Annotated in this window: 12 protein-coding genes; 2 read left to right on the top strand and 10 right to left on the bottom strand. The window is 68.2% G+C overall.

Features of this window, described 5'->3' with window-relative positions; translation table 11 throughout:
- Positions 1 to 215 precede the first annotated feature (215 nt).
- Positions 216 to 986: a hypothetical protein gene (locus tag GY812_14120; protein ID MCP4436619.1), complete on the bottom strand. Its 771-nt coding sequence runs from the start codon at positions 984 to 986 to the stop codon at positions 216 to 218.
- A gap of 80 nt (positions 987 to 1,066) precedes the next feature.
- Entirely contained in the window at positions 1,067 to 3,394 is a 2,328-nt protein-coding gene (gene ppsA / locus GY812_14115; GenBank protein MCP4436618.1) for a phosphoenolpyruvate synthase, read from the bottom strand.
- Positions 3,395 to 3,541: 147 nt separating this feature from the next.
- Between ppsA and GY812_14110 the strand changes: the two genes are divergently transcribed.
- Positions 3,542 to 4,765 (top strand): aspartate aminotransferase family protein, encoded by a 1,224-nt coding sequence (locus GY812_14110; GenBank protein MCP4436617.1) that lies wholly within the window; start codon positions 3,542 to 3,544, stop codon positions 4,763 to 4,765.
- 21 nt (positions 4,766 to 4,786) lie between these two features.
- On the opposite strand, the gene ald is transcribed toward GY812_14110, so the two are convergent.
- From ald to GY812_14075, 7 genes are read right to left on the bottom strand one after another with little or no spacing between them, the layout of a single operon-like run.
- A complete protein-coding gene (gene ald / locus GY812_14105; GenBank protein MCP4436616.1) occupies positions 4,787 to 5,911 on the bottom strand; it encodes an alanine dehydrogenase in 1,125 nt (374 codons plus the stop codon).
- The gene (locus tag GY812_14100; protein MCP4436615.1) at positions 5,908 to 6,414 is read right to left on the bottom strand and encodes a hydrogenase maturation protease; all 507 of its coding nucleotides are present in this window, start codon (positions 6,412 to 6,414) and stop codon (positions 5,908 to 5,910) included. The genes ald and GY812_14100 overlap by 4 nt, the downstream gene beginning before the upstream one ends.
- Complete coding sequence (locus tag GY812_14095) at positions 6,411 to 7,772, bottom strand: Ni/Fe hydrogenase subunit alpha (GenBank protein MCP4436614.1); 1,362 nt, start codon at positions 7,770 to 7,772, stop codon at positions 6,411 to 6,413. The genes GY812_14100 and GY812_14095 overlap by 4 nt, the downstream gene beginning before the upstream one ends.
- Complete coding sequence (locus GY812_14090) at positions 7,769 to 8,596, bottom strand: oxidoreductase (protein MCP4436613.1); 828 nt, start codon at positions 8,594 to 8,596, stop codon at positions 7,769 to 7,771. Before GY812_14090 ends, GY812_14095 begins: the two co-directional genes overlap by 4 nt.
- A gap of 7 nt (positions 8,597 to 8,603) precedes the next feature.
- On the bottom strand, positions 8,604 to 9,416 hold the full coding sequence (locus GY812_14085; protein ID MCP4436612.1) for an oxidoreductase: 813 nt from the start codon (positions 9,414 to 9,416) through the stop codon (positions 8,604 to 8,606).
- Between the two features lie 50 nt (positions 9,417 to 9,466).
- On the bottom strand, positions 9,467 to 9,952 hold the full coding sequence (locus GY812_14080; GenBank protein MCP4436611.1) for a cyclic nucleotide-binding domain-containing protein: 486 nt from the start codon (positions 9,950 to 9,952) through the stop codon (positions 9,467 to 9,469).
- A 1-nt stretch (position 9,953) separates the two neighbouring features.
- A complete protein-coding gene (locus GY812_14075) occupies positions 9,954 to 11,174 on the bottom strand; it encodes a hypothetical protein (protein ID MCP4436610.1) in 1,221 nt (406 codons plus the stop codon).
- Between the two features lie 145 nt (positions 11,175 to 11,319).
- On the opposite strand from GY812_14075, the gene GY812_14070 reads away from it, so the two are divergent.
- A complete protein-coding gene (locus GY812_14070; protein MCP4436609.1) occupies positions 11,320 to 12,288 on the top strand; it encodes a murein L,D-transpeptidase in 969 nt (322 codons plus the stop codon).
- A 150-nt stretch (positions 12,289 to 12,438) separates the two neighbouring features.
- On the opposite strand, the gene GY812_14065 is transcribed toward GY812_14070, so the two are convergent.
- On the bottom strand, positions 12,439 to 13,386 hold the full coding sequence (locus GY812_14065; GenBank protein MCP4436608.1) for a TIGR03621 family F420-dependent LLM class oxidoreductase: 948 nt from the start codon (positions 13,384 to 13,386) through the stop codon (positions 12,439 to 12,441).
- Positions 13,387 to 13,415: the final 29 nt, after the last annotated feature.

Below are 13,415 nucleotides of genomic sequence, written 5' to 3'. Positions count from 1 at the left end.
GGCGCGGGCGGGGGCAGCTCGTCTCCATCGGAGCCACACCACCGCAGGATCAGGACGAACTCCATCGTCGGGTCGTCCGCGAACGGCAAGGTGGCGAAGGGCATCCTTGCAGCCTCACCGGTCGGACACCTGGGCTCTGCGTACCTTCGTGTGCTCCCGAAGACGCCGGCGCATGCTGGCAAGCCGGTTCGCTGTGGCGCCGACCGTAGTAGAGGTCAGCGAAGGGCGCCGGGCTCTTCGAGCCAGCGGTTGAGCGCGATCGCCCGGGCGTTGCGGACCGTGAACACATGGGTGACCGCACGGCGAACCCGGTGCTGCACCAGTCCGTCGGCCACGATCTTGCGCAACAGGTAGTCGGCAGCATCGCCATGGTCGACTTCGGCGTAGGCGTGGACCTTGAAGTTGGGCACCTCGATGCCGTAGTGATCCCGCATGCCCTCGTACATCATCTTGGCGTAGCCGGTGGATGCGGCAAAGCGTTCGCCGGCCCAGCCGAAGACCGCCAGGCCTTCCTCGTAGCTGCGGCGCATGTAGTAGAGGCTCGTGTAGATCATCCCGAGCGTCTCGGGGATCGGGACGTAGTCGACCAACTCCTCGTCACCGATGCCGAGCATGCGTGCCCAGTCGACCTTCATGTCGACGTGGTTGGCGTCGCCCGCGTAGCCGGTCTCGTCGGCGAGGTTCTGCAGCCAATGCGCGAAGTGCTCCGAGTTCGAGAGCATGAGCACGTCGGGGTCGGGAGCGTTGGCCACCAACGAGGCGAACTCACGGGTGTAGTTGACCCCGAGGAAGTAGTACTCCTTGCAGTACCGACGCAGGTACTCCTCGCTGAGGGTGCCATCCGCGACGTGCTGCCACAGCTGGTTGCGGGTGCTGCAGACGGTCCGTTGGACCTCCTCCAGCCCGGCCATGAAGTCGTCGACCGCGAGCGGTTCGTAGGCGTTTCCCCGGCGGACATCCTCGAAATCCCTGACAGTGTCGCTCATGGGTGCCAATGGTACCCCCAAACCTGACACGCGTGTCAGGTAGAGCGGGGCCTGGCTCCCTGGATGCTGGTCCGCAAAGCTCAGCCCCGCACCGCTTCGAGCAGGAGGCGGCGCTCCGCAGCCGCCATCACCGCACGGGTGTGCTCGGCCACGTCGGGGTTGACCGAAACGGACGTGATCCCGAACCTCACGAGGTGCTCGGCGAAGTCGGGCCGGTTGGACGGCGCCTGGCCGCAGAGCGACGAGGTGATCCCCGCCGCGCGGGCAGCGGTGACGATGCTGCCGATCGCGTCCAGGACCGCGTCGTCGGCCTCGTCGAACAACTCCGCGCACACCTCTGAATCACGGTCCACGCCCAACATGAGCTGGGTCAGGTCGTTGGAGCCGATCGACACACCGTCAATGCCCATGGCCGCGTAGTCGGGAATGCGGTACACGATCGAGGGGACCTCGGCCATCACCCAGCGCTTCAGGTTGCGGTGCGATCCGAGTGACGAGCGGTCGATCAACTCGAGCACTTGCTCGAGTTCCCACTTCGTTCGTACGAACGGGATCATCACGATCAGGTTCTGGCACTCCTCGTGCACACGGGACAGGTACTGCAGCTCCAGGTCGAACACCTCGGGCTGGCTCAGGTACCGGTAGGCACCGCGGAACCCGATCATCGGGTTCTCCTCCGGCGGCTCGTACTCGTCGCCACCCTTGAGCTCGCGGAACTCATTGGTGCGGAAGTCCGTGGTGCGGTACACCACGGGCCGCGTGCCGAACGGCCGGGTCACCTCGAGGAGCTGGTCGGCCATCTTGTCGACGAACTCCGAACTGCGGCCCTCGGCGATCAACTTGCGCGGGTGCTCGCCACCGAGGGCGTCGGTGATCATGAACTCCGCACGCAACAGCCCCACGCCGTCGACGGGCATCTCGGCGACCGTCTGGGCGCGCTCCGCGATCGCGAGGTTGACGTAGAGCTTCGTGGCAAGGGGCTCGACCGAGCCCGGCTCCGTCGGCAGGCCGGAGACGACGACCCCACCGCTGGGTGCAGGTGGATCCAGGATCTTCGTGACGTCGCCCGGGAAGACCCGTCCGGCCTTGCCATCGACCGTCACCTGCTCCCCGGTGCGCAGCACCGTGGTGGCGTTGCGGGTGCCGACCATGCCGGGCACGCCCAGCTCGCGGCTGACGATTGCGGCGTGGCAGGTCATGCCACCTCCATCGGTGACCAGTGCAGCGGCCCGCCGCATCGTGGGCACCCAGTCCGGTGAGGTCATCGGGGCAACGAGGATCTCACCGTCCTTGAGCGTCCCGCCCTCCTCATGGGACTGCAGCACACGCACCTTGCCCGTGACCACGCCCGGCGATGCGGGCAGGCCGGTGATCAGCGGTTCGGGCAGCGGCTCGTCAGACGCGGCGGCGCCGTCACCGTTGTCCCCCGCCGAGGCGCCGCCTGCATGAAGCGTCGTGATGGGCCGGGCCTGCACCAGGTAGAGCTTGCCGTCTTCCAGCGCCCACTCGGTGTCCATCGGCATCTCGTAGTACTCCTCGACCTTCACGCCGATGTCGGAGAGTTCCACGATCCGGTCCGCCGGCAGCACCTGTTGGGCTCCGTCGTCCTCGGAGAGGTCCTCGGTTCGGTCCTGGCCGTCGTCACCGCGCACGATTCGGAACGCCTGGTGGCCGAGGCGGATGTTGCGGATCCGGTGTGCTGCACGGTCGACCGTGTAGGTATCGGGTTCCACGAGCCCGCCGACCACAACTTCACCGAGTCCTTGGGCGGCCTCGATGACGAGCAGGTTGCGGTCTTCGGTCGAGGGGTCGACGGTGAACATCACCCCGGAGGCCTCCGAGTTGACCATGTGCTGCACGGCCACTGCGATCGCCGGTTCATCGGCGATCTCGCGGCCTGCGCGGTAGGAAATCACGCGCTCGCCGTAGAGCGATGCCCAGCAGTCCACGATGCGCTGGATCAGCTGGTCGTGACCGATCACGTTGGTGTACGTCTCGTTCATGCCGGCGAAGCTGGCATCCGCGCCGTCTTCATTGGTGGCCGACGAGCGGACGGCAACCGCGCCCCCACCCGCCTCGTCGTAGGCCGACTTGACCACCTCGGCCATGTCTTCAGGCATTCCGGCAGCGCGGATCCGGTCGTGGACGCTGTCGCTGAGCGCGGTCAGCGAGGCCGGATCCGACACGTCTGCGTTCGCGACGTCGTCGAGGAGCGCCTGGCGCAGCGACTTGCCGGAGGCATCCGGCGCCGCGTCCATTGCATCCAGGTATGCCTGGGCGGTCACGGCGAAACCACCGGGGACCGGGAAGCCGGCGCCGATCATCTCGCCGAGGTTCGCGTTCTTGCCGCCTACGAGGTCGACGTCCGCAAGGGTGAGGTTGCCGAGCTTGCGGGTCCAGTTGTTCATGGGGGCTCCCGGGGGTCATGGTGGGCGAATCGCCGAGCCGTGCGCTGAAACGCGCTTCGTACTCTATGCAAGAGCCGACGCAATCCGGCGCCGATCGTGCCAGCCATTGGCCCCACGAGAACTCGCCGGCGCCGGTACCGTGCGGCGATGGCCAGTCGCGCGCTTCTGCATCCGTTCGCCCGACCGACCGAGGTCGACTTCATCTCGATCGTGGGTGGCGAGGGCAGCACCGTACGGGACTCGTACGGGCGCACCTACATCGACGCGATGGCATCGCTGTGGTACTGCCAGGTGGGTCACGGACGAGCCGAGATCATCGACGCCATCACCGCGCAGCTGCATACCCTCGATGCCTTCCACACATTCGAGAAGTTCACCAACCCGCCCGCAGATGCTCTCGCCGACCGCCTGGCACAGATCGCGCCGATGGCCGACGCGCGGGTGTTCCTCACCAGTTCGGGCTCCGAGGCAGTGGAGACAGCCCTGAAGCTGGCCCGGCTGCACTGGTCATGGCAGGGGCACCCGGAGCGCTGTGTGGTCATCAGCCGCGACCGCGGCTACCACGGGGTCGGCTACGGGGGTACGACGGCACAGGGCCTGGCGCCCAACAGGGAGCACTGGGGCCCACTGCTCGGCGACGTGGTGCACACCGATGCCGACGACCTCGAGGACGTTGCCGCAGCCTTCGCCGAGCACGAGGACCGGGTTGCGGCCGTGATTGCCGAACCGGTGCAGGGCGCCGCCGGTGTGTGGCCGCCGGCTCCGGGGTACCTGAACGGCCTGCGCGAGCTGTGCGACGAGTACGGTTCGCTACTCATCTTCGACGAGGTGGTGTGCGCCTTCGGCCGCCTTGGCGAGTGGTGGGGAGCAGACCACTTCGGGGTGACTCCCGACCTGGTCACGTTCGCCAAGGGTGCGACCAGTGGATACCAGCCGCTCGGCGGGGTACTGGTGGGCGCTGCCACCCGAGCGGTGCTGGAAGCCGACCACGAACGCTGGTTCAGACACGGCTTCACCTACTCGGGTCACCCCGCAGCGTGTGCCGCGGCACTGGCCAACATCGACCTGATCGAGGCAGAGGGACTCGCAGCCCGCGCTTCGCACATCGCCGACGAGCTGGGCGCCGGGCTCGCGGAGCTCGTGGAGCAGGGCGCAGCCGCCTCGGTCAGGGGTGCGGGGGGACTCTGGGCCATCACGCTGCCCGACGAGACCTCCGCCCGCGAGGTGAGGGACCACATGCTGGGTTCCGGGGTGATCGCCCGCCCGATCGGCGAGCACTCGATCGCTTACTGCCCTCCGCTCGTGGTCACCGACCAGGAGTTGGCACAGATCCTCGAGTCCACCTCCGACGCCCTGCGGGCAGCGCGCTGAACCAGCGAGAGCCCGCCCGACTCAGTCCAGCGCGTCGCTGAGCGGTGAGTAGGGCCGTCCCAGGGCTTCGGCCACTGCTTCGTTGACAACCGCCCCACCGGCCGTGTTGACCCCGAGCGCCAGCGACGGATCGACGGCGGCCGCATCGCGTACGCCGCGTGAGGCGAGCTCCGCCAGGTACGGCAAGGTCACGTTGGTGAGCGCATAGGTCGAGGTGTGGGGCACCGCCCCGGGGATGTTCCCGACGCAGTAGTGGATGACTCCGTGACGCTCGAACACGGGATCCGCGTGTGTGGTCTCGCGCGAGGTCTCGATGCATCCACCCTGGTCGATCGCGATGTCGACGATCACCGAGCCCGGCCGCATCGTGGCAACCATCTCCTCGGACACCACCACCGGTGCGCGCCCTCCGGCGACGAGCACGGCCCCGATCACCAGGTCCGCCTCCGCAATGGCACGCTCGACCTGGCCGCGGTTGGAGGCGAGCGTGAGGATGCGCCCCATCTGGATCTGGTCGGTCCAGCGCAGCCGGTCGATGTTGCGATCGAGCACGTGTACCTCGGCCTCGAGGCCCGCAGCCATCCATGCGGCGTTCCATCCGACGTTGCCGGCACCCAGCACCACGACGCGCGCAGGGCGCACGCCCGGAGCTCCCCCGAGCAGGACTCCACGGCCACCGTTGTGGCGCTCCAGGAAGTGAGCGCCGATCTGTATCGACATGCGGCCCGCCACCTCGCTCATCGGGGCCAGCAACGGCAGGGCTCCCTCGGTGGTCTGGACCGTCTCGTAGGCCACGGCCGTCATGGAGGCGCCCAGCAACGCGTCGGCCACCTGTGGGTACGCCGCCAGGTGGAGGTAGGTGAACAGCACCAGGTCCTCGCGGAAGTGACCGAACTCCTCCTCGAGCGGCTCCTTCACCTTGCAGAGCACATCCGAGCGCTCCCACACCTCTACGGCCTCGGCAACCACTGTCGCGCCGGCCTGCTCGTAGTCGGCATCGGCGATGGACGCGCCCACGCCGGCACCGGACTGGACCAGTACCTCCAGGTCGAGGTGGCGCAGCTCACGCACACCGTCGGGAGTGATCGCCACCCGGTGCTCATCAGGCTTGACCTCGGTGGGTACACCAACCGTTCGGGGTTTCATGACCCCAAGTCAACCGTACGCCGACGGATTTCCGCCACGACGTCGCCCACGGCGCTCTGCACAGGTCCTGAGAGGCCGGGACCGTCACCGAAGTCGTTTGCAGCAACACCGAGGACCACAAGCTCGGCCGGCAACCGGTCGAGCACCGCCGCGAGGCGCAGCGCCTCCCCAAGGCCGGCGGAATGCCCGGATACACCTGCGCTCCAGTGGCCGACCCGGTCCGGGTCGAGCGCGGACTCACCTTCCAGCACAACCAGCCCGCCGGGCTCGACATCGTCAGCCAGCACCGCGTCCACGACGATCACGCTCGGCCTCGCGTGCCAAGCGTCGACCAGTCGCGTCGGCTCTCCATCCAGCTCGAGCAGGTCGAGCCCAGCGGCCGTCGCTTCGATCTCCCCCAGCGCATCGAGCACCGCCGCACCTACCCCGTCGTCGCCGCGGAACCGGTTGCCCACCCCGATGACGAGGGCCCTCTCCTGAGCGACAGCATCCGCGCCGGTCAACTGCTGCGGCGGCGGTTGACGGTCATGTCGAGGAAGTGCGTCGCGCAGCTGATGCAGGGATCGTGGTTGCGGATCGCCACCTCGCAGCGGTGCTGCAACTCGGCGTCGGTCAGGGTGTCACCTTGCGCGGCGAGCAGGTCCTCGGCGACATGCCAGAGGTCATGCTCGATCGTCGGCTGGTTCTGTGAGGTCGGTGGCACGATCACGGCCTTGGTGATCAGGCCTTCGGAGTCGATGCCATATCGGTGATAGAGCAGACCACGCGGGGCCTCGGTGATGCCGTGGCCGACCACCGTGCCCTCAGCTGGAGGCGGTACGTCCGCGAACGCCGGGCCCGACAGGGCCGCCGAGTCGAGCCCGTCGATCACTTCCAGGGCCGTGGCCAGGGCGTGAACCACCTCCACGGCGCGCACCATGATGCTGCGGAACGGATTGGTGACCGGCGGCGACAGCCCGATTGACCCGGCCACCTCCTGCGCTGCCGGATGGAGCCGCTCGGAGGCCATGGCATAGCGAGCCATCGGACCCACCAGATAACCGTCGCCGGAACGCAAGTGGGCGTGAAGGGCGGTGGAGTGCTCGACGTGGCTCTCCACGACCTGCTCGGGAAACTCGGCCACAGCAAAGGTCTCCGCCGGGCCGTGCTCGCCGCCGTCAATCACGAATCCGTCACCGAACACCGGGTAGTGGCCCGGATCGTCCGCGGTGACGAATCGGTAGTCCATGGTCACGTCTGGGAACTCGAAGCCAGACACCCACTCGGCGACGGCACGCGCATCGCCCATTGCCTCATCGAGCACCGGCTTGAGCTTCGCGAGTTCCTCCGGGCGCGGAAGGCGGTGAAACCCGCCCACGCGGACATTGACCGGGTGGATCGCCCGGCCACCGACCGTCTCGAGGATCGTGTTGCCCGCCTTCTTCAGCCGGAGCGCGCGCTCCACCGTGGCGCGGTCGACCTCGGCCAGCTCGATCGCCGAGTGGACTCCCATGAAGTCGGGGGCGTGCAGCATCGACACGTGCAGGGTGTGCGACTCGATCCACTCGCCGCAGTAGAGGAGTCGACGCAGAGCCATCACGGTGTCGTCGACGGTCACCCCGCACGCGTGCTCTATCGCGCGGCACGCGCTCATCTGGTAGGCCACTGGGCAGATACCGCAGATGCGCGCTGTTATGTCGGCGGGCTCCATCAGGTTGCGGCCCTCGAGGAACGCCTCGAAGAACCGCGGCGGTTCGTAGATGTTGAGCTGCACGTCGGTGACCACGCCGTCGACGACGTCGAGGCGGAGTGCACCCTCGCCCTCGACCCGGGCCAACTGTTCGACGCGCACTGTGCGCGAAGCGGCGCTGCGATGAGTCACGCCACCACCTCCCCGTCCGCTCCGCGCAGGCTCACTTCCACTGCATCCGCCGCGCCGGCGAACTCTGGCGCTCCGCCGGTGAAGGACCGGTAGACCCTCACCAACTCCTCACCGGACAGGCCGTGGTCGGCGAGCATCGCGGTCATCGACTCGGTGTTGGGCTGCTCGGATGGCCCGAAGCACCCGAAGCACCCGCGGTTGTAGCCCGGGCAGAGGGCGCCGCAGCCGGCCTGGGTGGCAGGGCCGAGACACGGCGTGCCGGATGCGACGGCGACGCACACATTGCCGGCCTGCTTGCATTCCACGCACACGCTGTGGTCGGGGATGTCGGGACGGCGACCGGCCAGCAGCGAGGCGATCACCTCGAGCAGCTGGTTGCGGTCGATCGGGCAACCCCGCAATTCAAGATCCACCTTGACGTGCTGCGAGATCGCCGTGGAGGTGTCCAGCGTCGAGATGAAGTCGGGCTGGGCGTAGACGACCGACACGAACTCGCGCACGTCGGCCGAGTTGCGCAACGCCTGGATTCCGCCTGCTGTCGCGCATGCGCCGATTGTGACCAACAGCCCGGACTGTGCCCGTACCTCCTGGATCCGCTGCGCGTCGTGCTCGGTGGTGATCGATCCCTCCACAAGGGACACGTCGTAGGGGCCTTCCACCACGGCGCTCGACGCTTCGAGGAACGAAGCGATCCGTACTGCGCCGGCGACGGCGAGCAGCTCGTCCTCGCAGTCGAGCAACGTGAGCTGGCAACCGTCGCACGACGCGAACTTCCACACCGCCAGCGAAGGCTTCGCTTTCGGCGTCGTCGGCGCTCCGCTCATTGCGGGATCACCACCTGCGCACCTCCATCAGCGGACTGGCCTCGGGCCATGCGAACACCGGACCGTCGCGGCACACGAGCACGGGGCCTATCTGGCAACGGCCGCAGTGGGCGACCGCGCACGCCATCGAGCGTTCCATCGACACCTCCACACCCGCGGCCGGGGCGCCTGCGGCCACGACGTCGGCGCCCGCCAGCCGCATCATGATCTCCGGACCGCACAGAGCAGCAGTGGCGTCGGCGTCCACATCCAGCCGCGAGAGCGTGGAAGTCACCAGACCGACCTCGCCGTGCCAGCCCGGCGCAGCTCGGTCCACGGTCACATGCACTTCGCAGATTTCGCCCCACTCGTCGATCAGTTCCGGGTACAGGATCTCCGCGGGTGTGCGGGCACCGATGATCAGCACAAGCTTCGGATCGGCGAGCTCGCGACGCGACTCGACGAGCGCCTCGATGTGCAGACGCAGAGGGGCGAGTCCGATTCCGCCGCTGACCACGATCGACTGCTTGCCGGCTTGGGGCAGCGTCCAACCACGGCCGAACGGCCCCCGGAGCCCGAGCTCGCTTCCGACCGGTGACGCACACAGCTTCGCCGTGGTGGCTCCGACGGAGCGAATGGTCAGACCGAGGCGGCCACCGTCCACGGTCGACACAGAGATGGGCACCTCCCCTACTCCCGGTGCCCAGATCATCGCGAACTGGCCCGGCTCGAAGGGCCCCAGCGCCTCGGCAACCGGCTCCAGCTCGACGGTCACCACCTCGTCGATGCCCGCTGCGGGATCAGGGCGAATCTCGGTGCGCCGGCCGGCCACCCGGTGCATGGTCGGCACCATCGTGGCCGGAACCTCAGCGCCCACATCGAGCGATGTGTTCACGACCCCTCCCCCGATGTGCGGGCATACATGTCGAGCAGCTGGACCCGGGTGTCACGCAGTCGTCGGCTCACCGTGGCGACCATCGCCCTTGCCAGCGCCAGGCCGGCAACGGGGTCCGCCTCCATCAGGGCCTCGATCGTCGTTGCGGCCACCCGCACCAATACCGATCCGGTGGCTGTCGACACATCGAAGGTCCACCGGTTGGGCGCCACCATCCACGACCACCCGACCAGCTCTCCCTCGGCCACCGTGGCCAGCGGAATCTCCGCGGATCGTTGGTGGATGCTGAGCTGCACCCGCCCCGATGCCACCACGTAGAGGGCGTCGGCGGGCGTGCCTTCCGACGCGATCCGTGCACCCGGGGCGAACTCGACGACCTCGCAGTGTGCCGCCAGCGTGGCGATGGCGGCCTCATCCACGCCCGCCAGAGCCCCGGCCAGCAGGCCCGCCGGATCGACCTCGGTGGAAGGTCCGACAGCCACTTCAGACCTCGCCCCGCCGGCGCACCAGCACCTCGGTGATGCTCATGGTCGCGCTTGTCGGATCGCCGGGCGCGGTGGCCTGCAGTCCGCCGGGATCGAGGTCGGCCTCCGCCGAGAGCAAATTGGCCTCCTCCACGAGGTCGATGCCCACGGGGCACCAAGAGATGCATCGGCCACAGCCCACACAGCCCGACTCGCCGAACTGCGCCCACCACGAGGACAGCTTGTGCGTGAGCCACTGGCGGTAGCGGTCGTCGGTGCCGGACCGGACACTTCCACCATGGATGTACGAGTGGTCGAGGCTGAAGCAACTGTCCCAGCGCTGGGTGCGTGCCACGGTGGACCCGTCGAGGCTGGCCGTGTCGTGCACCGATGAGCAGAAGCAGGTGGGGCACACCATCGTGCAGTTGCCACAACTCAGACAACGTTGGGCGATGTCATCCCAGCGCTCGGAGTCGAGTGTGGCCGTGAGCCGCTCGGCCAGACCGTCGGTTGAGAGCACCCTGCCCATCCGGGAGGCGGCATCGGTGGTCGCCTGACTGGCCCACGATGCGTCCTCGGCGGTCGCTTCGGATCTGGCGACGGCGTCGAGCGTCGGGGCCATCCGCTCGGACACGTGGGTCACCAGGTACTCGGGATCCGTGCCGGTCCGCTCCCACAGCACGAGGTCCGCTCCCGATGCCCGGTCGGCATCCAACGCAGGCCCGGTACCCATCGACGTACAGAAACAGGTGCCTCCGGGATCGGTGCAGTTGACCACCACGACCAACGGATCGACGCCGCCGAATCTGCCACCGTCGAGCACGTTGTCGAGCACACCGACCGCCGCGAGGTCGCACGGACGCAGGCCGATCACCGCGACGGGCCGGGGGTCGTCGGCTGTGGGGGGCACCGGCTCCACGTGCACACCTGACTGGTCCACTGTGGCCTCGAACAGGATCTGTTCGGCCGGATGCTGCACGGCCTTGGCCGAGTGGGGGCCGACCGCCCAGGCGAACCGACGTGAGTCGGCAGGGTCGAGGTCGACCACCCGGCACACTCCGGGTGCCTGCTCGAGGCCGACGCCCGAGGCCAGGTCCTCGGGTCCGCTGATCTCGGCGAGCACGATCGAAGAGTCCCTCAGGCGGGGCCCGATCGTTCGGTGACCGTCCACGATCGCCTGCACCAGCGACCGAAAGGAGGAGTCATCAAGAACGTGAGTCGGTGCGAGCGCCTCAACCACGGCCGACAATCTACGACGCGAAAGATCGTCCGCGTGCGAACAATTGCCGATTTCCGAAGGATCCTGCCGTCCGGTTCAGGCAGCGGGCCAGGCGATCGAACAGCGCCTACTGACTCATCGGTCGGTACCCATGTACGGTCACCGCATGGCAGATGAAGAGCGGGAACCGGCAGCGGCGGCCTCGGAGTGGTGGGCTCCCCGGTGGAAGGGCCAGAAAGGTCGCCTCGAGGTCTGGTACGCGACGGCCACCGATGACGAGACCGGCACCGGGCTGTGGGTGCACGGCGAGACCGTCGCGGGGACCGACGACGGCTCCGGCGTCGCCTCGCATGGCTGGGTCGCACTGTTCCCCCCCGACGCAGGGCCTGTCTGGCAACGCACGGAGTCGGTTCCCGAGGCGACGACGCAGACCGCCGCCGAGGGAGAACCTGGTTTCTGCGCCGATGACCTGAGGATCGACCCGACCGGAACCGAGGGGCACACTGCCGACCTGTCGTGGGAGATCGACTGGGACGCGTCCGACCAGCAACCTCTAGCCACCTTTCCGCGCTGGGCATGGGAGCGCGAGTTGCTTCCCGGCGCACAGGTGCTTCCCGCACCCTCGATGCCCGTGTCGGGCTGGGTCGACCATGACGGGCAGCGCCACAGAATCAACGGCACCGGGGCCGTGGCCCGGATCTACGGCCACGGCAGCGCGCAGAGGTGGGCGTGGTTGCACGCGGACCTCGGCAACGGCGACCTGGTGGAAGTCGTCACAGCCGTGTCGCGCCGCAGCGGGTTGTCGAAGCTGGCACCGATCACGTTCCTTCGCATGAGGGTGGACGGCTACGACTGGCCTGCGACCCGAATCGCATCGTGGGGACTGCGCACCACGCTGGGGCTGCCGCAATGGTCGGTAAAGGGCCGCACCCAGGGCTTCGAGGTCTCCATCGAGGTGACGCAGCCCGCTGACCGCTGCGTCGAGATCGAGTACACCGACCCCGACGGGTCAACGGCCACCTGCACCAACACCGAGCGTGCCGACCTCGCGCTCAGCGTGCGCAGCCAGTCAGGCACGGAGCGTACGTGGCGCCTGGACGGCACCGCCCACGCCGAAGTCGGCCTCCGCCCCTGACCCGACTGCGCTCCCCACCCGCACCCGCACCCGCACCACGCCCTGTGCTGAATCACTCAGCCTCGTTTTTGGAGTGACTGAGCGTCACCACGACGCTCAGGTCCTCGAGAAGGCAGGCTGAGTGGCCCAGCACAGACGGCGCCGCGACGCTCAGGAGCCCGTGAGCCCACCAACCACCGGGGCGAACTCACGTGCCTTGTCACCCGGAATGACTGTGTACGAATAGCCCCACCGGTCGCGCCGGGCATGCAGGTCCTCGGTGACCTGTGACTCGGTGCCGACCAACACCACCGGTGCCTCGAGCCCTACCGCGGGTTCCACTCCGAACATCGCGCCCAGCATCTCGCCCACCCCGGCGCGGTCCTCGGTGATCTCAGCGGCGGCCAGCCATGCGTTGATCTCGAGGTCCTCGGCAGACTTGCCATCCGCGCGGGCCGACGCGCCCTCGCCCACCCAGCCGACTTTCTCGTCGATGCGGTCCGGCAAGCCGTCCTGTGCGGCACTGGTGTCGATCTCACCGGAGTGGATCGACGGGTTGATCCCGACGATGTCCGCAAAGCCGCCCGCGAAGCGCAGGACGCGTGGAGCACCACCGCCGACGAGGAAGGGGGGCCCGCCGGGTGCGTGTGTCGCCGGCTCCCCCGGCAGGTCCGTGATGCTGTAGTGCTCTCCCTCGAAGCTCACCGATTCGCTGGTGAACAACTGGCGCAGGATCGTGGCGTGCTCGATCATGCGCGACACGCGAACGCCCGGCCGATCCATGGAGATGCCGGACCGGACGTAGTCGGTGCGCTTCCAGCCTGCTCCAACACCCACCTCGAGACGCCCTTCGGACATCGCGTCGATCGTGGCCAGCTCGCGTGCAAGCGGAGCCGGGTGCCTGAAGTCGCAATCCAGCACGAGTGGGGCGACCTTGATGGTGGACGTGACCGCCGCTGCGGCGGCCATTGCCGAAATCGGGCCGAGACCCTCGTCGAAGTGGTCGGGGACCATGATCGTGTCGTAACCGAGGTCCTCCATCTCACGGCAGCTGTCGACCCAGCTGCGACCCTCGAGCGGACCATCCATCTGGACCGCGAACCGGAATGGTGAAGCCATCGGGCGAACCTACCCGAGGCGGCAGTGTC

The organism is Actinomycetes bacterium, from assembly GCA_024222295.1.
Taxonomy (GTDB): Bacteria; Actinomycetota; Acidimicrobiia; order Acidimicrobiales; family Microtrichaceae; genus JAAEPF01.
The sequence above is the reverse complement of the archived record's forward strand: the minus strand, read 5'-3'. Positions and strand labels throughout refer to the sequence as shown.